Origin of the sequence: Niveibacterium microcysteis (genome assembly GCF_017161445.1) — a bacterium.
In the GTDB taxonomy this organism is placed as follows: Bacteria; Pseudomonadota; Gammaproteobacteria; order Burkholderiales; family Rhodocyclaceae; genus Niveibacterium; species Niveibacterium microcysteis.
Genome location: NZ_CP071060.1, coordinates 461,250 through 485,870, shown reverse-complemented (window position 1 = coordinate 485,870; position 24,621 = coordinate 461,250). Strand labels below are relative to the sequence as shown.

At 65.5% G+C, this 24,621-nt stretch carries 27 protein-coding genes; 17 read left to right on the top strand and 10 right to left on the bottom strand.

The window, feature by feature from the left end; genetic code table 11:
• The first annotated feature begins 71 nt into the window (after positions 1-71).
• Positions 72-692 (top strand): 1-acyl-sn-glycerol-3-phosphate acyltransferase, encoded by a 621-nt coding sequence (locus JY500_RS02250; RefSeq protein WP_206254927.1) that lies wholly within the window; start codon positions 72-74, stop codon positions 690-692.
• Positions 693-695: 3 nt separating this feature from the next.
• Here JY500_RS02250 and JY500_RS02245 read toward each other — a convergent pair whose 3' ends face one another.
• Positions 696-4,220: a transporter substrate-binding domain-containing protein gene (locus JY500_RS02245; RefSeq protein ID WP_206254926.1), complete on the bottom strand. Its 3,525-nt coding sequence runs from the start codon at positions 4,218-4,220 to the stop codon at positions 696-698.
• A gap of 157 nt (positions 4,221-4,377) precedes the next feature.
• Here JY500_RS02245 and JY500_RS02240 point away from each other — a divergent pair, with 157 nt between their 5' ends.
• The 7 genes from JY500_RS02240 to JY500_RS02210 all read left to right on the top strand — a co-directional run bounded on the left by JY500_RS02240 (position 4,378) and on the right by JY500_RS02210 (position 9,495).
• On the top strand, positions 4,378-5,010 hold the full coding sequence (locus tag JY500_RS02240) for a riboflavin synthase (protein ID WP_206254925.1): 633 nt from the start codon (positions 4,378-4,380) through the stop codon (positions 5,008-5,010).
• Positions 5,007-6,104: a bifunctional 3,4-dihydroxy-2-butanone-4-phosphate synthase/GTP cyclohydrolase II gene (gene ribBA / locus JY500_RS02235; RefSeq protein WP_172201298.1), complete on the top strand. Its 1,098-nt coding sequence runs from the start codon at positions 5,007-5,009 to the stop codon at positions 6,102-6,104. The genes JY500_RS02240 and ribBA overlap by 4 nt, the downstream gene beginning before the upstream one ends.
• Before the next feature lie 45 nt (positions 6,105-6,149).
• Positions 6,150-6,623, top strand: coding sequence for a 6,7-dimethyl-8-ribityllumazine synthase (gene ribH / locus JY500_RS02230; protein WP_172201300.1), 474 nt, complete (start codon positions 6,150-6,152; stop codon positions 6,621-6,623).
• Positions 6,620-7,096 (top strand): transcription antitermination factor NusB, encoded by a 477-nt coding sequence (gene nusB, locus JY500_RS02225; RefSeq protein WP_206254924.1) that lies wholly within the window; start codon positions 6,620-6,622, stop codon positions 7,094-7,096. Before ribH ends, nusB begins: the two co-directional genes overlap by 4 nt.
• A complete protein-coding gene (locus JY500_RS02220) occupies positions 7,093-7,665 on the top strand; it encodes a GNAT family N-acetyltransferase (RefSeq protein WP_206254923.1) in 573 nt (190 codons plus the stop codon). Before nusB ends, JY500_RS02220 begins: the two co-directional genes overlap by 4 nt.
• Positions 7,666-7,826: 161 nt before the next feature.
• Complete coding sequence (locus JY500_RS02215; RefSeq protein ID WP_172201306.1) at positions 7,827-8,963, top strand: type IV pilus twitching motility protein PilT; 1,137 nt, start codon at positions 7,827-7,829, stop codon at positions 8,961-8,963.
• A gap of 145 nt (positions 8,964-9,108) precedes the next feature.
• Entirely contained in the window at positions 9,109-9,495 is a 387-nt protein-coding gene (locus JY500_RS02210; RefSeq protein ID WP_206254922.1) for a hypothetical protein, read from the top strand.
• 76 nt (positions 9,496-9,571) lie between these two features.
• Here JY500_RS02210 and nosZ read toward each other — a convergent pair whose 3' ends face one another.
• The 3 genes from nosZ to JY500_RS02195 form a co-directional block, all read right to left on the bottom strand.
• The gene (gene nosZ / locus JY500_RS02205; RefSeq protein ID WP_206254921.1) at positions 9,572-11,509 is read right to left on the bottom strand and encodes a TAT-dependent nitrous-oxide reductase; all 1,938 of its coding nucleotides are present in this window, start codon (positions 11,507-11,509) and stop codon (positions 9,572-9,574) included.
• 137 nt (positions 11,510-11,646) lie between these two features.
• Positions 11,647-12,177 (bottom strand): response regulator transcription factor, encoded by a 531-nt coding sequence (locus tag JY500_RS02200; protein WP_172201311.1) that lies wholly within the window; start codon positions 12,175-12,177, stop codon positions 11,647-11,649.
• The gene (locus JY500_RS02195; RefSeq protein WP_206254920.1) at positions 12,174-13,415 is read right to left on the bottom strand and encodes a HAMP domain-containing histidine kinase; all 1,242 of its coding nucleotides are present in this window, start codon (positions 13,413-13,415) and stop codon (positions 12,174-12,176) included. Before JY500_RS02195 ends, JY500_RS02200 begins: the two co-directional genes overlap by 4 nt.
• A gap of 117 nt (positions 13,416-13,532) precedes the next feature.
• On the opposite strand from JY500_RS02195, the gene JY500_RS02190 reads away from it, so the two are divergent.
• From JY500_RS02190 to JY500_RS02160, 7 genes are read left to right on the top strand one after another with little or no spacing between them, the layout of a single operon-like run.
• Positions 13,533-14,084 (top strand): YqgE/AlgH family protein, encoded by a 552-nt coding sequence (locus JY500_RS02190; protein WP_172201315.1) that lies wholly within the window; start codon positions 13,533-13,535, stop codon positions 14,082-14,084.
• A complete protein-coding gene (gene ruvX / locus JY500_RS02185; protein ID WP_206254919.1) occupies positions 14,084-14,521 on the top strand; it encodes a Holliday junction resolvase RuvX in 438 nt (145 codons plus the stop codon). Before JY500_RS02190 ends, ruvX begins: the two co-directional genes overlap by 1 nt.
• Entirely contained in the window at positions 14,502-15,002 is a 501-nt protein-coding gene (gene pyrR / locus JY500_RS02180) for a bifunctional pyr operon transcriptional regulator/uracil phosphoribosyltransferase PyrR (protein WP_172202610.1), read from the top strand. The genes ruvX and pyrR overlap by 20 nt, the downstream gene beginning before the upstream one ends.
• Positions 14,995-15,954: an aspartate carbamoyltransferase catalytic subunit gene (locus JY500_RS02175; RefSeq protein WP_206254918.1), complete on the top strand. Its 960-nt coding sequence runs from the start codon at positions 14,995-14,997 to the stop codon at positions 15,952-15,954. The genes pyrR and JY500_RS02175 overlap by 8 nt, the downstream gene beginning before the upstream one ends.
• A 10-nt stretch (positions 15,955-15,964) precedes the next feature.
• On the top strand, positions 15,965-17,239 hold the full coding sequence (locus tag JY500_RS02170; protein ID WP_206254917.1) for a dihydroorotase: 1,275 nt from the start codon (positions 15,965-15,967) through the stop codon (positions 17,237-17,239).
• Between the two features lie 9 nt (positions 17,240-17,248).
• A complete protein-coding gene (locus JY500_RS02165) occupies positions 17,249-17,851 on the top strand; it encodes an SAM-dependent methyltransferase (protein WP_206254916.1) in 603 nt (200 codons plus the stop codon).
• A 43-nt stretch (positions 17,852-17,894) separates the two neighbouring features.
• Positions 17,895-18,221, top strand: a complete 327-nt coding sequence (locus tag JY500_RS02160; RefSeq protein ID WP_206254915.1) for a nucleotide pyrophosphohydrolase — start codon at positions 17,895-17,897, stop codon at positions 18,219-18,221.
• A gap of 15 nt (positions 18,222-18,236) precedes the next feature.
• Here JY500_RS02160 and JY500_RS02155 read toward each other — a convergent pair whose 3' ends face one another.
• From JY500_RS02155 to JY500_RS02130, 6 genes are all read right to left on the bottom strand, one after another.
• Positions 18,237-18,842 carry a response regulator gene (locus JY500_RS02155; protein ID WP_206254914.1) on the bottom strand — a complete coding sequence of 202 codons (606 nt, stop codon included), beginning with the start codon at positions 18,840-18,842 and terminating at the stop codon, positions 18,237-18,239.
• A gap of 271 nt (positions 18,843-19,113) precedes the next feature.
• The gene (gene pdxH, locus JY500_RS02150) at positions 19,114-19,734 is read right to left on the bottom strand and encodes a pyridoxamine 5'-phosphate oxidase (protein ID WP_206256387.1); all 621 of its coding nucleotides are present in this window, start codon (positions 19,732-19,734) and stop codon (positions 19,114-19,116) included.
• Positions 19,731-20,027, bottom strand: coding sequence for a DUF167 domain-containing protein (locus tag JY500_RS02145; RefSeq protein WP_425493200.1), 297 nt, complete (start codon positions 20,025-20,027; stop codon positions 19,731-19,733). The genes pdxH and JY500_RS02145 overlap by 4 nt, the downstream gene beginning before the upstream one ends.
• Positions 20,018-20,584 (bottom strand): YggT family protein, encoded by a 567-nt coding sequence (locus JY500_RS02140; protein WP_206254912.1) that lies wholly within the window; start codon positions 20,582-20,584, stop codon positions 20,018-20,020. Before JY500_RS02140 ends, JY500_RS02145 begins: the two co-directional genes overlap by 10 nt.
• A gap of 34 nt (positions 20,585-20,618) precedes the next feature.
• Entirely contained in the window at positions 20,619-21,431 is an 813-nt protein-coding gene (gene proC, locus JY500_RS02135) for a pyrroline-5-carboxylate reductase (protein WP_206254911.1), read from the bottom strand.
• 8 nt (positions 21,432-21,439) lie between these two features.
• Positions 21,440-22,147: a YggS family pyridoxal phosphate-dependent enzyme gene (locus JY500_RS02130; RefSeq protein WP_206254910.1), complete on the bottom strand. Its 708-nt coding sequence runs from the start codon at positions 22,145-22,147 to the stop codon at positions 21,440-21,442.
• Between the two features lie 89 nt (positions 22,148-22,236).
• On the opposite strand from JY500_RS02130, the gene JY500_RS02125 reads away from it, so the two are divergent.
• Both JY500_RS02125 and JY500_RS02120 read left to right on the top strand, forming a co-directional pair.
• Positions 22,237-23,280, top strand: coding sequence for a type IV pilus twitching motility protein PilT (locus JY500_RS02125; protein ID WP_172201337.1), 1,044 nt, complete (start codon positions 22,237-22,239; stop codon positions 23,278-23,280).
• 151 nt (positions 23,281-23,431) lie between these two features.
• On the top strand, positions 23,432-24,565 hold the full coding sequence (locus tag JY500_RS02120; protein ID WP_172201339.1) for a PilT/PilU family type 4a pilus ATPase: 1,134 nt from the start codon (positions 23,432-23,434) through the stop codon (positions 24,563-24,565).
• Positions 24,566-24,621: the final 56 nt, after the last annotated feature.

Here is a 24,621-nt window from a genome sequence, read left to right as displayed (position 1 = left end):
GTTGCAGTGCACGATGGACGCTGCGCGCGCAAGCTGGGATAGTCGCGCACCCTAGTTCAGGAACCCACGCCTTGTCGCAGCCCGATCACGCGCCCAGCCTCGCTCCCCGCCCACGCCGCTGGGCCCACACCTTGTTGCGCCTGGTCGGCTGGCGCATCGACCTGCCGCCACCGACAGCAGCCAAAGTCCTGCTGATCGTGTATCCGCACACCTCGAACTGGGACTTCCCGCTCGGTCTGCTGGCACGTTGGGCCTGCGGCTGGCCAGTGCGCTGGATCGGCAAACACACCATCTTCGTCGGCCCATTCAACCGCCTGTTGCGCAGCTGGGGCGGGATTCCGGTCAATCGTGCCGCGACCGGGGGCTTCATCGAAACACTGGCGGCCGACATCCGCCGTCGCGACACCCTGATCCTCGCGATGGCGCCGGAAGGCACGCGGCGCCGCCTGGATCACTGGAAGTCCGGCTTCCTGCGCATCGCCCGCGCGGCCGACATGCAGCTGGGCCTTGCCTACATCGACTTCGCAACGCGAACGATCGGCATCCGCAGCTACATGACACTCAGCGGCGACGACGCGGCCGACATGGCGCGTATCACCGAGGCCTATCAAGGCGTGGTCGGCTACCACCCCGAACTCGCCAGCCCGATCCGGCTGCGCCCGCCCGCCAACGCGGCCGAGAACAAGCCCTAGCGGTCAGGCGCTCGGTGCGATCTCGGCGAGGCGCAGGCGGAGGCGTTCGAGCGCCCGGCCCAGCGGCACCGTAAGCCGGCGCGTGGCGGCCGCATCGCCCGCCTTGGCAGCCCCCTCGAGTTCCGCCGCAGCAGTCCCGACGCGCTCGAAACCGGCATTGCGGGCGCCGCCCTTGATCCGGTGAGCAAGGAAGCGGACGGCTTCGAGATCTTCGATGTCGAGCTTTTCGCGCAGCGCCACCAAATCTTCGGCCGAGGCCGTCACGAAGCCCTGCGCGATGCCATGCGCCCGCTCGGTTGAACCCAGCAGTGCCGCCAGATGGGCGAGGGGCTCCGCCTCCTCGTCGTGCACCTCCTCGGCCATCAGACCTTGCGGCGGCATCGCCGGCGCGCAGCCCAGCTGGGTCAGCGCCGCATGCAGCGTCTCCAGCGTCAGCGGCTTGAGTACCACGCTGTCCATGCCGGCAGCGGCACATGCGCTGGCGGTGGTCTCGCTGCCATCGGCGGTGACCGCTGCGATCGGCGTGCGCGCCAGCCCCCTCAGGCGCTCGCGCTGGCGCATGCGGGCCGCGAGGCTGATGCCGTCCTCACCCGGCATGCGGTAATCCAGCAGCACCGCGCAGTAGGTGCCGGTGCAGAAGGCCTCGAATCCCGCCTGCGATTCGCCGACCAGCTGCGCATCGAAGCCAAGCAAAGACAGCAGCTCCTTCGCAACGCGCAGGTTCAACGGCTCGTCGTCGACCACCAGCACCACGCGATTCGCGGGCGGCGCGGCGGCTGGCTCAGCTGCGCGCAACGGTGCGGGGTCCAGCGCACGGCTGAGTGCCTGCTGCAGCCGCGAGGGCAGCAGCGGCTCGGCTGCCAATTCGATGACGGCACCGCGCAGGCTGCGAATCGTGCCGCCGACGTCGCGCGTAAGCCTCACGCTGGGTTGGCCCTCGAGCGCGGGGGCGCCGTCGGACAGCGTGATCTGTGTGAAGTCGCGCGCCTCGGGGCTCACCACATGTGCCCCCCAGTTGCGCAGCCAGGCTTCGCTTTCCTGCCGCCAGAACGGGTCAGCAACCGCCATGCGAACGCAAACGCCGACGAAGCTGCGTTCATCGGCCGATGCCAGCAAGGCCGAATCCGCCTCGACGGTGAAGCTGAAGAGGCTGCCACCCTGCCCGCCGGCGGTGTAGTCGAGCCGGCCGTGCATCGCATCGGTCAGCGCACGGCAGATTGCGAGCCCGAGCCCGGTGCCGGGCGAGCCAGGTCCGCCGAGCGGCTCGAAGGGTTGGAACAGACGGTGACGCTCGCTGTCGGGAATGCCGGGGCCGCTGTCCTCCACCTCGACGATCAGGCGCCAGCGACGCGTCGTGAGCGGAGCAGCGGCGAGCTTGAGGCGAACGGCGCCACGTTCGGTGTAGCGGATCGCGTTGGATACCAGGTTTGCCATCACCTGCCGCACGCGCAGGCCGTCGAGCACCAGCGGCGGCACCTGCGGCGCGACCGAAAGCTGCAAGGCAAGCCCGCGCTCGGCGGCCATCGGCGCAAACAGCGAAGCGACATCCTCGGCCAGCGCGCGCACATCGGTCGGCTGCGGATCGAGCGAGAGCCGGCCTGCTTCGATACGGGCGAAGTCGAGCGCATCGTTCAGGATCGACAGCGCAACCCGCGCCGAGCGCGCCACGACGCCCAGCTGATAGTGCTGGTTTTCGTCGAGTCGGCCATGCGCCAGCGCGTCGACCATGCCGGTCACACCGTTCATCGGCGTGCGCATTTCGTGTGACAAGGCGGCCAGGAAGGCGGCCTTGCGGTCGGCCGAATCCAGCGCCGCATCGCGCGCCTCAGCCAGCGCCGCCTCGCTTGCCAGCCGGCGAGTCACCTCGCGCTGCAGGCGACGGTTCCAGACGACGATGATGCCGATCACCAGCGCCAGCACCGCCAGCACCGGCAGGCCGATCGACAGCACCTTCTGCCACGGCAACACGAATCGGTACTTCGGCACCAGCCAGCGTTCATTGAGCTGGTGCACTTCGGCCGGCGTCAGTGAATCGAGCGCAAGCCCGAGTAGCGCGACCAGCTCGGGCCAATCGCTGCGCACTGCGATGTGCACCTCGCTCGGCGCCTCGACCCAGCTGCCGGCCACTTTCAGCACGCCGGCGTAATCCTTGGCGAGGCGCGGCGCCACGGCGGTCAGGTCGTTGAAGCTTGCCTCGGCTTCGCCGCGCGCCACCGCATCGAGCGCCTGCTCCAGGGTATCGAACTCGATGACATGGACGCCCGGGTAGTTGCGCGCAAGCCGCGGCACCAGGAAATGACCGCGCTTCATCGCCACGACCTTCCCGAGGTACTGCCCCGGCTCGTGGAAGAAGTCGCCTTCGCTGCGCGTGACCGCCACGGTGGCGGTCGTGAGCAGCGGGCCGGCGAAGCGCGCGAACTCTTCGCGTTCGGCGCTGCGCGAAAGGCCCAAGGCGAGATCGATCTCGCGTGTGGCGAGTGCACGCTGCAGGTCAGCCAGGGTGTAGGCGCGCGGGGTCTCGATGCCAACGCCGAGGCGCCGCGCAAGAAGGTCGAACTTGTCGGCGAACAGACCCTGCATGCGGCCATCCGGCCCGCGCTCGGTCAGCGGCGCGTAGTCGGCGATATAGCCGATGCGCAGGCGCGGATGAGCGGCCAGCCACGCGCGCTGGGCTGCGTCGAGCTGCAAGGGGGTTGCGACCGGGGCCAACTGGAGCGGCACCGGCGCCCAACGACGCACGACCGCCGCGCGTTCGTCGGCACTGATCGAGGCAATCGCGCGATCGAGCAGCGGCGCGAGCGCGGCGGCCTGGCGGCCGACACCAAAGCGCAGGCCGGAATCGATCGGTACCGGGCCGCGTACCGAGAGGTTGGAAAGCAAGCCGCGTTCGACCTGATACTCGGCCGGTGCGAGCGCGCCGAAATAAGCGTCGGCACGCGCTTCGGATACCGCGCGCAGCGCATCCGCCGTCGTCGGCACCCTGAGTAACTTTGCGCGCGGGTAGCGCTGTGGCACCAGCTCGGCCGCGGCATAGCCCTCCTCGACCGCCACGGTGCGCCCTTCCAGCGTTGCGTCCGGCGACAGGCCACTGGTATCGCGCCGGGCGATCATGACGACCGGCGTGTCGAGGTAGGACTGCGTGAAGTCCATGAAGCGCTCGCGCTCGCCGGTGCGACCGATCGACGGCACCACGTCAATCTCGCCGGCACGCACTTTGGCAAACAGCGCCGCGGCGTCGCGTTCGACACGAATTTCGTAAGTCGCGCCGATACGCCGCGCAATCAGCTCGAGCATGTCGGCCGACATACCGATGTAGCGCCCCTCTGCGCTGAACTGTTCGATCGGCGCCCAGTCCTGGCGCGCGACACCGACCCGGATCACCGGATGCGTAGCCAGCCATGCACGCTCGGACGGCGTGGCTTCAACCGGTGCGGCACCGGCGGGTTGGGTCGAGAGAACGAGCACGGCAGCGCACACACGCGCAGCCCAGGCTGCAACGGCGACAAACGAGGGGCGGATGGGGGACATGGCGCGATGATAGCGGCGCGCCGGCCCGGCTACCCGCGGCACAGTTCGCAAGATTGGGAGGGAAGCCCGGCGCCGCTTCAGCGCGCGCCACCTGCCGCGATCGGTGCCGGCCCCGGCGGATCGGCTAGAATTGCGGTTTTTCCAAGCGGAGCGAAGCATGTTCTCCGGAATCGTGGCCGCAACCGGCCGCATCGTTGCGGTGACCCCGCTCGACCAAGGCGTCCGCCTGACCACCGATGTTGGCAACTGGGATCTTTCCGATGTGGCGCTCGGTGATTCGATCGCCCACAACGGCGTCTGCCTTACCGTGATCGCGAAGGAAGGCCAGCGGATGCAGTTTGACGTGTCGGCCGAAACGCTGGCCTGCACCGTCGGGCTCGCCGAGCCGGGCGAGGTGAACCTCGAGAAGGCGCTGCGTCTGGCCGACCGAATCGGTGGCCACCTTGTCAGCGGCCACGTCGATGGCGTCGGCGAAGTGCTGAAGTTCGCGCCGATCGGCGAGAGCCACGAGCTGGTGATCCGTGCCCCGCGCGCATTGGCCGGCTACATCGCCCGCAAAGGATCGATCACGGTGGATGGTGTGAGCCTCACGGTGAACCGCATCGAAGGCACGGATTTCTCGATCAACCTGATCCCGCACACGGTTGAAGTCACGACCCTCAAGCGCCTCACGCCAGGAACCAAGGTGAACCTCGAAGTCGACCTGATCGCCCGCCACGTCGAGCGCATGCTGGCCTGGGAAAAAGAAGCGTCAGCCTCCGACATGCAGACCGGCGGAGGGCAGTCATGAGCGTACTGGCACCGATTACCGCAATCATCGAAGACATCCGCGCCGGCAAGATGGTGGTGCTGGTGGATGAAGAGGATCGCGAAAACGAGGGCGACCTGGTTCTTGCCGCCGAACATGTCACGCCTGAAGCGATCAACTTCATGGCCAAGCATGGCCGCGGCCTGATCTGCCTGACGCTCACGCAACAGCGCTGCAAGCAGTTGGGGCTGGGCTTGATGGTAAAGGACAACCGCTCGCCCTTTTCCACCGCCTTCACCACCTCGATCGAGGCGGCCGAAGGGGTGACGACGGGCATCTCCGCGCAGGACCGTGCGGTCACCGTGCAGGCAGCCGTCGCCCGAAACGCAACGCCGGATTCGATCGTGCAGCCGGGCCACATCTTCCCGCTGATGGCACAGCCCGGCGGTGTGCTGGTGCGTGCCGGCCACACCGAAGCCGGTTGCGATCTCGCACAGTTGGCCGGTTGCGAGCCTGCGGCGGTGATCTGCGAGATTCTCAAGGACGACGGCACGATGGCGCGCCTGCCGGATCTGCTGGAATTCGCGAAGGAACACGACCTGAAGATCGGCGCAATCCGCGATCTGATCGAGTATCGCGCCCAGGCCGAGGTGCTGATCGAGCGCGTCACCGAAAAGACCGTGGACACCGCGCACGGGCCGTTCCAACTCTGTGCTTTCGCTGACCGGGTATCGGGCGATGTGCATCTGGCGCTGTCGCGTGGTGACGTGCGCCCCGACACCGAGGCGCTGGTGCGGGTGCATGAGCCGGTTTCGGTGCTGGACTTTCTCGACCCCGCCGGCAGTCACCACAGCTTTGGCATTGACGATTCGCTGCGCCGGATTGCCGCGCACGGTAACGGCGTGCTGATTCTGCTGCGCAGGCCCGAAAGCGGCGAAGAACTGATCGCCAAGCTCACGCCGGACAGCAACCGCCGCCCGGCGCTGAAATGGGACCCGCGGATTTTCGGTATCGGCGCGCAGATCCTGCGCAACCTCGGCGTCGGCAAGATGCGCGTGCTCGCAAGCCCGCGCAAGATCCCCAGCATGACCGGCTTCGGCCTCGAAATCACCGGTTACGACGCGCCGACCGCCTGACCCCAAACATCGCACGGCGCCCGCATGGCGCCTACAAGGACTGACATGCCCCGCTTCGAGAAGATTGCCGAGATCACCCCCGACCTCAACGGCGCCGGCCTGCGTGTCGGCATCGTGATGAGCCGTTTCAACCAGTACGTATGCGAAGGCCTGCTGTCGGCCGCGACCACTGAACTGATCAACCGCGGTGTTGCCCACGATGCGATCCAGATCGCCACCGTGCCGGGCGCACTCGAGATCCCCCTGGCGCTGCAGACGATGGCACGATCGGGCCGTTTCGATGCCCTGATCGCGCTCGGCGCGGTAATCCGCGGCGAGACCTACCACTTCGAACTGGTGTCGAACGAACAGGGCGCCGGCATCACCCGCGTCACGCTCGACGAGAGCATCCCGATCGCGAACGGCGTGCTGACGACCGAGGATGACAACCAGGCCGAATTCCGCATGCATCAAAAAGGCACCGAGGCCGCTCAGGCGGCGATCGAGATGGCCAACCTGCAAAAGGCACTCCGCGCATGAACACCCCAACCCCGAACAAAACGCCGCGCCGCCTGGCGCGCGAACTGGTGCTGCAAGGCCTGTACCAGTGGCAGCTGACCGGCAATTCGGTTCCGATGATCGAGGAACACCTTGAGATCTCGGAAGAAACCGCGGGCGACTGGGTGCGCTCCGACCGCATCCTGCTGCGCGCGTTGCTGACCGGCGCGACCGAGCACGCCAGCGAACTTGAAGCCGAGTTCGTGCCGCACATCGATCGCCCGATCGGGGAACTCTCGCCGATCGAACGCGCAATCGTGCTGCTCGGCGTGTACGAACTGAAGCACTGCCCCGAAACGCCGTATCGCGTGATCCTCAACGAAGCCATCGAGCTGGCAAAGAACTTCGGCGGCACCGAAGGGCACCGCTTCGTGAATGGCGTGCTGGACAAGTGCGCGGCGCGGCTGCGCGCGGTGGAAGTGGAACACGCCAAGAAGGGCGCGCCACGCAAGTGAGCCGCGCGCCGGTTCTGCTCGACATGCCCGGGCAGATCGACACGGCGCGCCTCACGCTGCGCCCGCCCCGCGCGGGCGACGGCGCGGCCGTCATGGAAGCGGTGTGCGACTCGTTGGTGGCGCTGCGCCAGTGGCCGGCAAACCTGCCGTGGGCAGTGCCGGAGCCAACGCTGGAGAGCTTCGAAACCTTCTGCCGGCGCGCCGAAGCCCAGTTCGTCCTGCGCGAAGACTTCACTTTCCTGATCCGGCACCGTACCGAGGATCGCCTTGTCGGTGCCTGCGGCCTTCACCGCTTTGATTGGCTCGCGCGACGGTTCGAGATCGGCTATTGGGGGCATACGCCAAGCCTTGGCCACGGCTACCTAAGCGAAGCAGTCAGCGCGATCCGCGACCTGGCCTTGCACACGCTCCATGCTCGCCGACTGGAAATCGTCACCAACGCACGCAACCTCCGCAGCCGCGCGCTGGCAGAGCGTTGCGGCTTTGTGCTGGAACACCTGCGACCGCAGAACACTCCGGAACACGGCGGCGACGCCGGCGAGGCAGCGGTTTACGTGCGTATCGCCTGAAGCGCCGCCCCCATTCCGGCGCAAATCAGTAAACAGCTAGAATACTGAAATTACGTACAGCCATCGATCTGCTGGCCGCCTGTCGGCGCGCCCGTAGAAATCGGCGCACAGCGGTATATAGTCACGCCCGCACGAACAAAATGCTTGCGCAGGGAGCCTGAATGGAATTCCAGAACTACTCGATGATCGAGACGCTGTCCCCGGCCGAGAATGCGGGCTACCCCGCCCTCGGTACGCTGGTTGAGCAGATCCTGCACCTGCTCAACTCGAACATCGTGTTCAGCGACATCATCATTCACCAGAACAGCCCGGTGATGCTGCGCCAGCCCAAGCGCCTGGTGGCTGCCTGCGACACGCCGGTAACCGGCGAGGATCTGGAGGAGTTCTTCAAGGTCATCGAACCGAACTGGGAAGAGCGCATCATGGAGCGCGCCTTCGATCGCTCGAAGGACCTCTACAGCGCCCGCATCCGCGCTAACTGCTTCACCTTCCAGGGCCGCAAGCGCCTAGGCTGCGTGATTCGCCGTTTCCCGACCGAGCCGATGCCGATGGAAGACCTCGGTCTGCGCCCGTCGATCCAGGAGCTGGTCAAGCTCAACAGCGGCCTCGTGCTGTTCATTGGCGACACCTGCCAAGGCAAATCGACGACGATCGCCTCGCTGCTCGACGAGATCAACAAGACCCGCTCGGGCCACATCATCACGATCGAAGACCCGGTCGAAACCCTGATCCCGCAGCGCCGTTGCATCATCACACAACGCGAAGTGGGCGAAGACGGCGACGTTGGCAGCTACTACCTGGGCGCCCTCGATGCACTGCGCGAACGCCCCGACGTCATCCTGATTGGCGAGATCCGTGACGCGCAAACGGCGCAGGAAGCGCTCGCCTTGTCGGAATCCGGCCCGCTGGTGTTTGCTACGCTGCACGCGAAGACCACCGAGCTGGGCCTGCAGAAGATGCTGCGCCTGCTCGGCAACACCGAAACCCAGGCGCAGACGCTGGCCAGCTCGCTGCGCAGCGTGATCTGCCAGGCGCTGATTCCGTCACTGAAGGGCGACTCCTACTACCTCGCCACCGAATGCCTGACGCCCAACGCCGAAGCGCAGGCGCTGATCGCATCGCGCAACGTCGGCGGCATCCGCCCCTTGCTCGACAAGCTCAACGCGGTGCCGGACTCCCGCTCGCACACGATGAACTCCGACCTGCAGATCCTGCTGAAAGCCAAACGCGTCGGTCTCGCCGACGCCCGCAAGGCAACCACCGACCTGGCGCGCTTCCACGAGCTATTCGAACGCTGATTGCTTCGCAGGCAACGAACGAGACGGCGGGCGCTTGCTCGCCGTTTTTCTTTTGCGAAGTGCCGGAAGGCCGGCCGACTCGCGGCCCCCGACAATACGGGGCATTATTCACCGCATCGAAGTTCGGCGGATTGGAGCGCGTCGCATGCAATTCGAATTCGAGTTCTACAGTTCAGAGATCGAACGCATCGAGGCGGACGGCAGCGAGCTCAAGGTACATTTTTCGGCCGCACATCTGCACGCGGTCGCGCCGGGCGGCACCCGCGTGCCCGGCTACGCCGGCAAGCTCATGATGCACTTTTCGAACGCCCACTGGACTGGTGCGCCTGAACGCTGCATCGGAGGGTTGGCTGACGGGAGCCTGTCGGTTGGCGCTGTGCGGCAAACACGTTTCGAACTACCGCTCGACGCATCCGGCTCGATCGTTGCGGAGTTCCGCTTGATCTCCGGTTCGCAGTTTTCCGTACAGGCGGCCCATGTCAGCTGCGCAGCCCGGGCGCCGGACCAGTTCGTCGAGAGTTATGCCTGCTGACGAATCGGCATAAAAAAGGGGAGCGCACGCGCGCTCCCCAACTCTCTTGCCGCCACCTCGGAGGCGGTGCGTTCGATCAGGCTTCCACGATCATGCGCGAGCGCATCTCCAGGTGCAGCGCGTGGCAGAAGTGCGTGCAGTAGATCCAGAACACGCCGACCTTGTCCGCCTTGAAGGTGACCGACTTGGTTTCCTGCGGGTTCACGATGAACTGAACGTCGTACTTCGGGATGCCAAAGCCGTGCGTCAGGTCTTCCACGTTGTCGAGGTTGGTCAGGATGATCGTGACCTCGTCGCCCTTCTTCAGCTTGAACTCCTGCAACTGGTACTGCGGCGCGTAGGACGCGATGCGCACCGTGACCTTGTTGCCCTTGCGCTCCACGCCGGAGTCTTCGGCCTTCTTGGTCGCGAGCGGGAAGTCGTCGAGCTGGAAGACCTGCTTGGTCTTGATGATGTCGCGCTTGACGATGATGAAGTCGTGCGGCTCCGGCCAGACCGGGTCGTCGCGCAGCAGGCGCATCTTCTCGCCCGAGATGTCGATGATCTGTTCGTTCTCGGGGTGCAGCGGGCCGACCGGCAGGAAGCGATCCTTCGAGAACTTGCAGCCGACGTTGAGGTACTTGCCGTCCGCTTCCTTGGTCTCGGACATCGAGGCGTTGATGTGACCTGGCTGGTAGTGCACATCGATGCGGTCAACCACATACTTGCTGTTCTTGTCGCCAGCGTAGAACTTGATCGCCGCGTCGATGTTCCACTTCACGACCTGCGAGTCGAGGAACAGCGTGGTGTAGGCATTGCCGCGACCGTCGAAGGCGGTGTGCAGCGGGCCGAGGCCGACTTCCACTTCGGCGACGATGGTCTTCTTGATGTCGTCGAGCTTGCCGTCGAACCACTCGTGCATCTTGGCGATTTCGATCGTGGTCGTCGTCGGCGAGAGCTTGCCGGCGCAGATGAAGTACTTGCCATCGGGCGAAGCATTCACGCCGTGCGGGTTCTTCGGCACCGGCACATACGCGGTCAGCGCGGTCTTCGGATCCTTGTTGGCTTCCTTGGTGCCGTCGACCACAGGCACCTTGCTGTCGCCGTAGGTCTTGAACTTGCCCGCCTTGACTGCTTCCTCGATGCGCGCAACGTGGAAGAACAGGCAGGCGTCCTTCTCGGCGGACATCATGTCCTGGTAGTGCACGCCCATCTCGGTGTTGTACTGGTTGGTCGCCGCAAAAGCGCCGTCGTAGGTGGTCGCAACGAGGTCGCAGTTGCCGTCGATCACCACCTGCCAGCGCACATCCATGGTCTCGGCGTCCACGCAGGTAAACAGCGAGCGGTAGGTCGCCGGGTCATCCGAGGTCTTGCCGTTGTTCGGCAGCGGAATCGAGAACTCGGCGCCGCAGAACACACGCGTCGTGCGATTGATTGCCGCATCGACCGGGTCGCGCTTGTCCGGGAAGATGCCGTGGAAGCCCTGAACGTTCGGAATGTCGGTGATCTTGTCGCATTCCATGATGTCCAGGCGGATACGGGCAATGCGCGAATTGAGCTTGTCGTTCACCCACGCATACTTGCCGTCGTAAGTGCCGTCGGCATAGCTGCCGTGCACATGGTGGGTGTCGCCAACGTGGTACAGCGGCGTGCCATCGGGCTTCGTGCCGATGATGGCCTTGGATTCGTTGGTGGTACCCCAGCCGGTCAGCGGATCGGGCGTGAATACGGGAATGCGCTTGATCTGGCGGCCGGACGGCAAACCCAGCACGCGCACGTCGCCGGAGTGACCACCGGACCACAGGCCGTAGTACTCGTCGAGCTGGCCGGGCTTGATCTCGTGTGCATCACCGCCTGCCGCCGCGGCCGCCTTGGCGGGGGCGGACTGTGCCGGCGTCGCGCCCTGTTCACCCTTGTTGCAACCGGCCAGACCCAAGGTCGCGCCGGCCAGACCAGCCATCGCCGAGCTGCCGAGGAACTTGCGGCGGCTGACGTCGGGGGTGCTCGGCTCCTGGTGTTCCTGCTTCTTGTCCATGTTCTCTCTCCTCCGGAATGGTCGGCGCGGGCCCACGCCGGTGTGGCACGGGTGCGACAATTTGACGCACGGACTCTATGCGCCGCGCGGAGGGAAAAAATTGACTCGCGACAATTTGTCGCAGGCGCCCCGAAGGCTCAGGACTCGGGCGGGCGCGCGAGCTTGCGCTGCAGGGTCCGGCGGTGCATGCCAAGCGCCCGGGCGGTCGCAGAAATGTTGCCGTCCTGCTCGGTCAGCACGCGATTGATGTACTCCCACTCGACCGCATCAACGCGCATCGGCTCATCAATCGCCTCCGCCTCGGCATCGCCTTCGGTGCGATCAAACGCCGCTTCGATTTCTGCGATGCTCGCCGGCTTGGTCAGGTAGTGCGTGGCGCCCAGCTTGATCGCTTCAACCGCGGTGGCGACGCTGGCATAGCCGGTCATCACGACGATGCGGCAATCCGGCTGCGCGGTTGCGAGCGCCTCGACGACTTTCAAGCCCGACCCATCCGGCAACTTCAGGTCCACCACCGCGCAATCGCTCGGCCACTCGCACGCGGCTCGGCAAGCGCCCGCGACATGCATTTCCGCATGGACCTCGTAGCCGCGCCGCTCAAAGGCGCGACACAGCACCTCGGACAAGGAGGGGTCGTCTTCAACGATCAGCAAACGGCGTACGTTCATGGGCTCAGTGCAGCCAGGGGGAGGGTTATCACCAGCTCGGTACCACCGCGGAACGGGCGTGCGTCCAGGCGGCCGCCGAGCCGGGCGATGGTAGCGTGGCTCAACTCGCCGTGACTTTGCGTCGGATCACGCATCGCGTCGCGCAGCGCTTCAGGCACACGCGCCCCGCAGTCGCGCACGGCAATCTGCAGACTGTCCGCCTCCACGCGCGCCGCAAGCGACACCGCGGCGGGCGCCAACGACGCGGCATGGTCAAGCAGCCACTGCAGCGTATGGCCGAGGCTTTGTTCAGCCACGACGGTGTGCGCGCTGTCGCATTCCAGATCCACGCGCACCTGCGGCTGGCGAATACGCCATTGGTCCGCCAGCTCGGCTAGCCACTCAGCCAGCGGCATGCGCCGCGCGTTTCCGCCGCGTGCTACGCCTGCCGCGCTGGCGAGCGTTTCCATGGCCGTGCGGCAACGGGCCAGTTGTCTGCCAAGTTGCGCCACGTCGCCGCGCAGCGCCGCGGGCAGCGCGGCGTCAGCCGCCAAGTCCTCAAGCGTGACGCTCATCGTCGCCAGTGGCGTCGCCAGTTCATGCGCGGTCGTGCTCGCCAAGCCCGCCAGTGCAACCAGTCGCTCCTGGTGCAGTACCGCTTCGCGCGCCGTGGCCAACTCGCGTTCGCAGCGTCGCAGCAAGTCCGCTGCACGTGCCAGGAAGCCCGCCAGCAGTGCAGCGGCCGCAACCACCGTCAGCCACATGCCGGCCTGGTGCAGTGTGAACGCGGCAACGCCGTGCACATGGGGTACCCGGCTCGGCAGCAAAGCCTGCACGCTGTAGCTCGCCACCGCGCAGGCGAACATCGCCCAACAGCCAGCACGCGGCAGCAGGTTCGCGCCCAGCGCGATCGGTACCAGATATGCGCCCACTGCGGGGCTCGCAAGCCCGCCGGTCTGCTGCACCAGCACGGATAACGCCAACGTATCCGCAAGCAACTGAAGGAAGATGCCGCGCGGCGTCAGCCAGGCCACCTGCCGCCTGCGCAGGGCACACAGCGTTGCAAGGTTGAGCGCCAGCAAGGCCAATCCGGCCAGTGCAACGCCCTCAACCGGAAGGTGCGCGCCGAACAGCCCGAGCGCGGCAAGCACCCAACACACCGCGACAAACAGCCAGCGCAAGCGCACCAACAGCATCAGGCGCGCCTGCGCAGCGGGCTCGAGCGGCGACAGCGTGCGCGGAAGGCAATGGATCGACATGGGGCGCAAGCCTAGCGCCGGCCCCTGCCGCATGCCCTTGAGCGCAAACAATTACGCAAGCGCCACCGCGGTCACTGCACCCGGCGGCACGCCTGATAGAATGAGGGTGTGGAGCCCATGAACCTGACCCATCATTTCCTGATCGCCATGCCCGCCATGGACGATCCGAATTTCGCCCGCACGCTGACCTACATCGCCGAGCACAACGAAGACGGTGCGCTCGGCGTGATCGTCAATCGGCCGATCGACATGACGCTCGGCGAGCTCTTCAGCAAGGTCGACATCGCACTCGAATCGGCCGACCTGGCCCAGCGCCCGGTCTACTTCGGCGGCCCGGTGCAGACCGATCGCGGCTTCGTGCTGCATCGGCCGGCCGGCGAGTGGCATTCGTCGCTGAAAGTGAATGACAGCGTGGCCCTGACCAGCTCGAAAGACATCCTCGAATCGCTCGGCGCGAACGGCGAGCCCGGCGAGGTACTGATCTCGCTCGGTTATGCCGGCTGGTCGGCCGGGCAGCTTGAAGACGAGCTCAAGCAGAACGCCTGGCTGACGGTGCCCGCCGACCTGAGCATCATCTTCGATCTGCCGCCCGAAGACCGGCTCGATGCCGCGATGAAACTGCTGGGCGTGGATTTCACCAACCTCTCGGACGTCGCCGGGCACGCCTGATGGCCACGGTGCTCGGATTCGACTTCGGCACCGCCCGCATCGGCGTCGCCGTTGGCGAGACCGAGGTGGGCATGGCCCAGCCGATTCAGGTGATCCAGGGCGAAGCCAACGATGCGCGCTTCGCTGCGATTGCCAAGCTGATCGACGAATGGCGGCCGACCACCCTGGTCGTCGGCCTCCCCGTGCATGTCGACGGCACCGAACACGACATGACGGCGCGCGCGCGCCGTTTTGCCAACCAGCTCAACGGCCGCTTCCGGCTGCCGGTGGTGCTGGTCGATGAACGACTTACCTCGCTCGAAGCCGAAGCGATGCTGCGCGAAGCTGGCCACGGCTGGCGCGGACGCAAGCAACACCTCGATGCCGTTGCCGCGCAACGCATTCTGCAAACCTGGTTTGAAAGCTCACATGCCACCGATGACCTTACCGGATGCTGAGCAGCTGATCGCTGCGCTGACGGAGCAGATCCGTCCCCATGTCACCGCCGACACCGCGATGGTCGGCATCCACACCGGCGGGGTGTGGCTCGCCAAACGGCTGCATGCGGCACTCGGCCTGAGCAAACCGCTCGGCGTGATGGACGTTGCCTTCTACCGCGATGACTACGGCAAGAAGGGGCTGCACCCGAGTCCGCGCAAGAGCGAGATCCCCTTCGATGTCGCGGGCGCACCGATCATCCTGGTCGACGATGTGCTCTACACCGGCCGCACCACCCGCGCCGCACTCAACGAGCTGTTCGACTACGGCCGTCCGGCGCGTGTTGACCTCGCGGTGCTGGTCGACCGCGGCGGCCGCGAGCTGCCGGTTGCGCCGCGCTTCGTCGCCCACACGCTGGAAACCCCGCTCGCCCCCACCGATAGCCTGCAACTCGAAGAGGCCGGCGAAGGCGCACTGACCCTGAGGCTGATCCATGCTTAACCCGCAACTGACCAAGGACGGCAAGCTCGCGCACCTGCTGACGCTGGAAGGCCTGCCCAAGAGCATCCTCACCGAGATCCTCGATATCGCGGCGCCGTTCACCGAGGTCGCCGAGCGCGAGGTCAAGAAGCTGCCGCTCTTGCGCGGCAAGAGCGTGTTCAACGTGTTCTTCGAGAACAGCACGCGCACCCGTACCACCTTCGAGATCGCTGCCAAGCGGTTGTCGGCCGACGTGATCAACCTGAACGTGTCCACCAGCTCGACGAGCAAGGGCGAGACCCTGCTCGACACGGTGGACAACCTCTGCGCGATGGGCGCGGACATGTTCGTGATGCGGCACGCATCGAGCGGTGCGCCCTACCTGCTCGCCCAGCACCTGCGCGCCACCGGGCGCGACCACATCAGCGTGGTCAACGCCGGCGACGGGCGCCATGCGCACCCGACGCAGGGCCTGCTCGACATGTACACGATCCGCCACTACAAAAAGGACTTCACCAACCTGACGGTGGCAGTGGTGGGCGATGTGCTGCATTCGCGCGTGGCACGCTCCGAGATCGCCGCGCTGACCACGCTGGGCGTGCCGGAAGTGCGTGTGATCGGCCCGAAGACCCTGCTGCCGACCGACGTCGAACGCATGGGCGTGCGCGTCTTCCACGACATGCGCGAGGGCCTCAAGGGCGTCGATGTGGTGATGATGCTGCGCTTGCAGAACGAACGCATGCAAGGCGCGCTGCTGCCCTCCAGCCAGGAGTACTTCAAGGTCTGGGGCCTGACCCCGGAAAAACTCGCACTCGCCAAACCGGACGCGATCGTGATGCACCCGGGCCCGATGAACCGCGGCGTCGAGATCGACTCCGCCGTCGCCGATGGCGGCAATGCGGTGATCCTGCCGCAGGTGACTTTCGGCATCGCGGTGCGGATGGCCGTGATGAGCATGCTGGCCGGACACTGAGACCAAGACGATGAAGATCCAGATTGCCAACGGCCGTGTCGTTGATCCGGCCCACAAGCTCGATACCCAGCAAGACGTGTTCATTGCCGACGACAAGATCGTCGCGCTCGGTGCCGCGCCGGCCGGCTTCACCGCGGACCGCGTGATCGACGCGCGCGGCCTGGTCGTAGCACCCGGTCTGGTCGACCTCTCCGCACGCCTGCGCGAGCCGGGTTTCGAATACCGCGCGACCCTTGAATCGGAGATGCAGGCTGCGATGGCCGGTGGCATCACCAGCCTCGCCTGCCCGCCCGATACCGACCCGGCGCTGGACGAGCCGGGCCTCGTCGAAATGCTGTGCCACCGCGCACGCAAGCTCAACTGTGCCCACGTCTATCCGGTCGGCGCGCTGACCGCGGGCCTCAAGGGCGAACGGCTGACCGAGATGGCCGAGCTGACCGAGGCCGGCTGCGTCGCATTCGGCCAGGCCAACACACCGATGAAGGACAACCTGGTGCTGCTGCGCGCAATGCAGTACGCCTCCACCTTCGGCTATCGCGTCTGGCTGCAGCCGCTCGATCCCTACATGTCGCGAGGCGTTGCCCATGACGGCGAAGTCGCGTCGCGCTTCGGCCTGACCGGCATCCCGGTCGAAGCCGAAACCGTGGCACTCGCCACGCAACTGCAACTGGCGAAGACCACCGGCGTGAAGCTCCACATCACCCGCCTGTCGTCTGCCGCCGGCCTCGATCTGATTCGCCGCGCACGTGCAGACGGGCTGGATGTCACCTGCGACGTTAGCGCGCACCACCTGCACCTGTGCGACATCGATATCGGCTTCTTCAACCCGCTCACGCATCTGGTGCCGCCGCTGCGCGCCCAGCGCGACCGCGAAGCACTGCGCGCAGCACTGGCGAATGGCGAAATCGACGCGGTGTGTTCCGACCACACGCCGGTGGACGACGACGAGAAGCAGATGCCGTTCGCCGAAGCTGCGCCGGGCGCAACCGGCCTCGAACTGCTGCTGCCGCTGACGCTCAAGTGGGGCGCCGAGATGAAGCTGCCGCTGCTTATCGCGCTGTCGCGCGTGACCGCCGACGCCGCCCGCATCATGGGCATCACCAAAGGCGGCCATCTCGGCGTTGGTGCCCGCGCCGACGTGTGCATCTTCGATGCCGAAGCGCACCGTACCGTCACCCGCGAAAGCCTGCGCAGCCAGGGCAAGAACACGCCCTTCCTCGGCTACGAACTGCCGGGTGTCGTGAAGCACACGCTGGTCGAAGGCCGCGTGATGTTCGGCGGCTGAGCGCACGCGATGCAACATAGCTTCTGGGACGAGCGCTACGGCCGGCCGGGCTACTTCTACGGTACCGAGCCGAACGACTTCCTGCGCGCGCAGGCGGCCGCGCTGCCGATCGGCGAGGTGCTGTGCATCGGCGAAGGCGAAGGCCGCAATGCGCTGCACCTGGCGCGCCTAGGGCATCGCGTCACCGCGGTGGATCAGTCCGAAGTCGGCATGGCCAAATTGCGCGAACGCGCTGCGGCAGAGCAGCTGGCGGTCGAGGCGATGGTCGCGGATCTGGCTGAGTTCGATTTCGGCGCAGCACGCTGGACGGCCATCGTGTCGATCTTCTGCCATCTGCCAAGCGCGCTGCGCGTCGATGTGCATCGCCGCGCCGCACACGCGCTGGCGCCCGGCGGGCGCATCATCCTTGAGGCCTACACGCCACGCCAACTGAACTACGGCACCGGCGGGCCAAGCGACCCGGACATGCTGTGCGAAGCGGAGGCGCTGCACGCCGAACTCGCGCCGCTGACGTTCGATCACCTGATCGAGCTCGAACGCGAGGTCATCGAAGGCCCCGCCCACAACGGCCTTGCGTCGGTGGTGCAGCTCGTCGCGCGGCGGCCAGGATGACACCCCCCACGCTCCCTACGTTCACGGCCCGTCGCCTACCGCCATGAAACTGATCGACACCGCGGCACTGGAGGCGCGCCTCGCCGACTTCGCGCGCGAACGCGACTGGGACCGCTTCCATAACCCGCGCAACCTGATCCTCGCGCTCACCGGCGAGGTTGGCGAGCTGGCCGAGATCTTCCAGTGGCTCACCGACGCACAGGCCGAGGCAATCATGCAGGGGGACGAGGCCGAGCATGTACGGCAGGAGGTCGCCGACGTGCTGCTCTACCTGATGCGGCTGGCGATGGTCTTGAAGATCGACGTGGATGCGGCCGTGCGCGACAAGATTGCGCTCAACGCGAAGAAATATCCGCCGCTGGCGGAGTAGCAGCTCGCGCGGGGCTCAGGCTCCGCCAAGCAGTGTCGGCGCGCCGTGCTCGACGTTCCAGGTCAGTTCGCTCAGCTGCGTCAGCGCCGCCACACGGCGCAGCAGTTCGCGGTCGTTCCACGGCTTCTGGAAGATGCCGAATACGCCCTCGCAGTCCCGCACCCGGCCCTGCAGGGCTTCGTGCCCGGTGATGGCAATGATCGGTAGCTGTTCGGTCGCGAGACTACCCTGGACCGACGCGATCAGCTCGAAACCATCCATGCGCGGCATTTCAAGGTCGGTAATCATCAGATGGAAGCGCTCACGGGCCAGCGCTTCTTCCGCCTCCACCCCGTCCTGCGCCAGCGTCACGCGGTAGCCCGCCAGTTGCAGCAACTTGGCAAGCTTGGCGCGAACAACCGCCGAATCATCGACGACCAGGATCGATCTTTGGCGCGATGGCACCTCGGGGCGCTCGCGCTGCTCGGCCGGTGTCAGCGGCTGCGTGCGAAAAATCGGTGCAGAACAGAAGAAGACCAGCGCGAGCCCCATCAACACCGCGATGAGGTAGCCGTAGCTCGACACGATGTCCGCGAACACGTTCCAGCTCTCCAACCATGCGCCCGAGAATACGTTGAGCATTGAATCGACCTCTGTGCGTCGCGCCGGCGGCGTGAAACTCTGACAAAAACGCCTAAATCATGGGCGCGTTCACGCGCGCGCGAAATGCCGTTCGCATTCCTGGGCGCGAAGCAGGTCACATTCGACTTCAATTCTTTCTATATGGGCCTGGGCAGAAGGCGAGTACCGGCGGCGGCGCAGGCAGCGCGGCGACCGAGGTCCCGCGCTTTGGAAACGCGAAAACCGGCGCAATCCGTCGATCGCCGCACGCCTGAGCGCTATCGCCCGCGCATCAGGGAAACAGCGGCGTACCTTTCCAGCTACCGTCTGCCTGCCGTTCGAGGCGAACGCGGTCATGGAGCCGGAAGGCGCCGGCTTTCCAGAATTCGATCACCTGCGGCGCAACGCGGAAACCGGACCAGAACGCCGGCCGTGGAATCTCGCCGATGCCGAATTTGAGCGCGAACGCGGCGACACGCTTTTCCAGCTCCCAGCGCCCTTCCATCGGCTGAGACTGTTTCGAGGCCCATGCGCCGATGCGCGAGTCACGTGCACGGCTGGCAAAGTAGGCGTCCGCCTCTTCCTTGCTGACTGGCGTGATCGTTCCCTGCACGCGGACCTGGCGCTGCAGGCTCTTCCAGTGGAACAGCAGCGCCGCCTTGGGGTGCGCGGCCAGCTCGCGCGCCTTCTGGCTCCCGAGATTGGTGTAGAAGACGAAACCCTGCTCGTCGAAATCCTTCAGCAACACCATGCGGCAGGAGGGCATGCCGTCCTCGCCCACGGTGGACAGGGCCATCGCGTTCGGATCGTTCGGTTCGTTTGCGGTAGCCTCGGCCAGCCACTCGCCGAAGAGCGTATAGGGGTTGTCGACTGCGATGCTCACAGCAGCGTCTCCGTTTCGGTATGCACTCAGTGTTCGGTAAGGCGCGCGAGACGCGCCGGATCTGCGTCGGTCACTCGCACGCGTTTCTGGCGCGACGTGGCGCCGGATTCCAGGCTGACCGAGCGCTTGGCAATGCCCAGCGTGGTGGCGATGAAGGCCAGCAGCGCCTCGTTCGCCTTGCCATCCACCGGGGGCGCAGCCAAGCGGATCTTCAGCGCATCGCCGTGCAACCCCGCGATCTCGGTTCGCTTGGCGCCTGGCTGAATATGCAGCGCCAGCACAGCACTGCCGTCGGCGCAGAGCGTCAGCCAGCTCACATCAATGCAAGACTGGCCGGCGCCATGCTTGCTAGCAGATACACCAGCACCTGCAGGACCAGCAGCAGCAACAGCGGTGACAGATCCACTCCGCCGATCGGCGGCATTCGGCGCTGCAAGGGCAGCAGGAACGGGCGGCACAGCCCATTCACCAGCGGCGCGATCGGCGCGCGCGGATTAACCCAGGACAGCACCGCCGCGACGATCACCACCATCATGATCAGCCGCACCAGGCTGATCAGAAAGGCCACACTACCGGTCAGAAGCACCGTGCCGATCAACGCCGCCGGATCGGCGAAGACGCCTTTGAGCAGCAACACCGCGGCGATGACCAGACATTCGATCAGCCAGGCCGGCACGATGCACGACAGATCCAACCCGCTGCGCGAACCGAACAGCTTCTGCATCGGCACGACGACCCAGTCCGTCGTCGCGAGAATGAAATGCCCGAGCGGGTTGATGAAGGAGAGCCGCTGCCAGCGCATCAGGGCGCGGACGAGCAGCAGGGATGTGATGAAGCTCCCGACGGCGTTCAGAACCAGAATGACCAGACCCGCAAACATCGTTGTGTATCTCCTTTGCGTTGTGCGGGGGGAATCAATCGCGCCCGAGTTCGTCGCCGAGCTCGCGACCGCGCGCGTCGGCGGCGGCCAGCGCCCGTGCGATCAGGCCTTTGAAGTCATCCTGCTCCATCGACGCAAGTGCCGCGGCGGTGGTGCCGCCTTTCGATGTGACCCGCGCGCGCAGCGTGGCCGCATCGTCCTCACTCGCCGCCGCAAGTTTGGCAGCGCCCAGCACGGTATCGATGGCCAGCGCCCGCGCCACGTCGCGCAACAGGCCGATCGCCTCGCCGCCTTCGATGAGTGCCTCGATAAAGTAGAAGACGTAGGCAGGGCCGCTGCCAGACAAGGCGGTAACCGCATCCACCTGTGGCTCGCTGCTCAACCATGCGACGGACCCGACCGCGCCCAGAATGCGCGCGGCGGCATCGCGTTCGTCCGCGGTGACGCTCGCATCAGCGAAGAGGCCGGCTGCACCGGCACCCACCAGAGCCGGGGTGTTCGGCATCGCACGCACGATTCGGCGATAGCCGCCAAGCCAGCGCACCAACGCATCGACACGGATGCCGGCGGCGATACTCAGCACCAGTTGCGTCTTCAGTTGGCCGGCAATTGGCGCGAGCGCCTCGCGCATGCTTTGCGGCTTCACCGCCAAGACCAGCACATCGCACGCAAGCGCCTGCGCATCAACGCGATCAGCCGTGCGCACACCGAAACGCGTTTCAAGCCCCTTGCGGGCATCGGCATTGAGGTCAATCGCCTGCAGGTCGCTCGCCGCGAAGCCACGTTCGATCAGGCCGCCGATCAACGCGGCCGCCATATTGCCGCCGCCAAGGAAGGTGATGCGCATAGGGTTCTCTATGGAGTCGATTCAGTAAGAGGGGTGCGAGTGCCGAAAATGGCCGTGCCAATGCGCACGACCGTCGCGCCTTCGGCGATCGCAAGGTCAAGATCGGCCGACATGCCCATCGACAGCGTATCCAGCCCCAACGCAAAGGTTTCGTTCAACTGGTCGCGCAGCGTACGCAGCAGCGCGAAACGGCTGCGAAGCAGGCCTTCGTCCTCGGTAGGCTCCGGTATCGCCATCAGGCCGCGAAGCCGCAGTTGCGGCAGAAGCGAGACTGCGCGCGCAAGTTCGATCAGCTCGCCGGGCGCGACGCCGGATTTCGAGGCCTCGCCACTGACGTTCACCTGGATGCAGATGTTGAGCGGCGCGTGATGCGGCGCGCGCTGTTCGGACAGGCGCTGCGCGATCTTCAGGCGGTCGACCGAATGCACCCAATCGAAATGGGTGGCCACCAGGCGGCTCTTGTTGCTCTGCAGCGGACCGATGAAATGCCACTCCAGACCTAGCGCAGCGAGCTGTTCAACCTTGGCGCAACCTTCCTGAACGTAGTTCTCGCCAAAGGCGCGCTGGCCTTCTGCGGCGGCCTCGACAACCGCATCCGCCGGAAAGGTTTTGCTGACGGCGAGCAGGCGAACTTCGGCCGGATCGCGGCCGGCACGAAGGCAGGCAGACTCGATCCTTGCGCGAACTGCTTGCAGATTGGCCGAAAGGGCTGTCATATAATCGTTTCGAGTCATTCGACCGGGCTGGCCAAGTATAGCAGCGCGCTTGGCGCCCACTGTCTGCGCCCCGCTTCCAGAGAGACGCCATGGATATCACCGAACTGCTTGCCTTCGCGGTCAAGAACAAGGCCTCCGACTTACATCTATCGGCCGGCCTGCCGCCGATGATCCGGGTCCACGGCGACGTGCGTCGGATCAACCTGCCGCCCATGGAGCACAAGGAAGTGCACGCCATGGTGTACGACATCATGAACGACTCGCAGCGCAAGCAGTACGAGGACGTGTGGGAGACCGACTTCTCCTTCAACGTGCCCAACCTTGCGCGTTTCCGGGTCAACGCCTTCAACCAGGACCGCGGCGCGGCCGCCGTGTTCCGGACGATTCCGTCCAAGGTGCTGACGCTCGAAGAGCTCGAATGCCCGAAGATCTTCAAGGACATTTCTCAGAACCCGCGCGGCATCGTGCTGGTGACCGGGCCCACCGGCTCGGGCAAGTCGACGACGCTCGCGGCGATGATCGACTTCGTCAATGAAAACGAATACGGCCACATCCTCACGATCGAGGATCCGATCGAATTCGTGCACGAATCCAAGCGCAGCCTGATCAACCAGCGCGAAGTGTCGCGCGACACGCAGTCGTTCAACAACGCGCTGCGTTCCGCGCTGCGTGAAGATCCGGACGTGATCCTGGTCGGCGAATTGCGCGACCTGGAGACCATCCGCCTCGCGCTGACCGCCGCCGAAACCGGCCACCTCGTGTTCGGCACGCTGCATACCTCGTCGGCCGCCAAGACGATCGACCGTATCATCGACGTGTTCCCGGCGGCCGAAAAGGAGATGGTCCGTGCGATGCTGTCCGAATCGCTGCGCGCGGTGATCTCGCAGACGCTGCTGAAGAAAAAGGACGCCACCGGCCGCGTCGCCGCGCACGAGATCATGATCGGCACGCCCGCGATCCGGAACCTGATCCGCGAAGCGAAGATCGCGCAGATGTACTCGCAGATTCAGACCGGCCAGCAATACGGTATGCAGACGCTGGACCAGTGCCTGCAGGAGCTCGTGAAGCGCAACATCGTGAGCACGGCCGAAGCCCGCCTGCGCGCCGCAAACAAAGACAACTTCCCCGGCTGATACGCATGCATAGGCCCGCTGCGCAAACCGATCTCGAAACTGTGCTACTTGCCGTGCCGGATGTACGGCTGCGCTGCGCGTTTCGACCTCGGTCCGCTCGCAACGGCCTCTGCACACGTCTGCCGCGCGAACAACAAAGGGACTGAACATCATGGAACGCGATCAGGCACTCAAATTCATGCACGACCTGCTCAAGCTGATGATCAGCAAGCGCGGGTCGGACTTGTTCATCACCGCGGGCTTTCCGCCGGCGATCAAGATCGACGGCAAGATCGTGCCGCAGTCGAACCAGGTGCTGACACCACAGCACACCGCTGAGCTGGTGCGCTCGGTGATGAACGACCGTCAGGCCGCGGAATTCGAGTCCACGAAGGAATGTAACTTCGCGATCTCGCCGGCCGGCATCGGGCGCTTCCGGACCAACGCGTTCATCCAGCAAAGCCGAGTGGGCATGGTGTGCCGGACGATTGCGCAGAAGATCCCGACGATCGACGAACTGGGGCTGCCGCCGATCCTGAAGGACATCGCGATGTCTAAGCGTGGCCTGGTGATCTTCGTCGGCGGCACCGGCACCGGTAAGACCACCTCGCTCGCCGGCCTCGTCGATTACCGCAACGAGAACAGCTACGGCCACATCATCACGCTGGAAGACCCGATCGAGTACGTTCACCCGCACAAGAACTGCGTCGTGACGCAGCGCGAGGTCGGCATCGATACCGACAGCTGGGAAATGGGCCTGAAGAACACGCTGCGGCAGGCGCCGGACGTGATCCTGATGGGTGAAATCCGCGACCGCGAGACGATGGACTACGCCGTCGCCTTCGCCGAAACCGGCCACCTTTGCCTCGCCACGCTGCACGCCAACAGTGCGAACCAGGCGATCGACCGGATCATCAACTTCTTCCCGGAAGACCGTCGTCACCAACTGCTGATGGATCTGTCGCTGAACCTGCGCGGCATGGTGTCGCAGCGCCTGATTCCGATGAAGGATCGCAAGGGCCGCGTGCCGGCAGTCGAGATCCTGCTCAACTCGCCGCTGATTTCCGACCTGATCTTCAAAGGCGAGATCGCGGAGATCAAGGATCTGATGAAGCGCTCGCGCGAGCTGGGCATGCAGACCTTCGATCAATCGCTCTTCGAGCTGTACGAACAGGGGCTGATCAGCTACGAGGATGCGCTGCGCAACGCCGACTCGATCAACGACCTGCGCCTGCAGATCAAGCTCAACAGCAAACATTCGGACCGCGACCTGTCGGCGGGCATCCAGAACCTCGACATCGTCTGAACGCCGCACCGCGCTGAATCGTGTCGGCACTTGGCGCCGACACACACTGCATACAC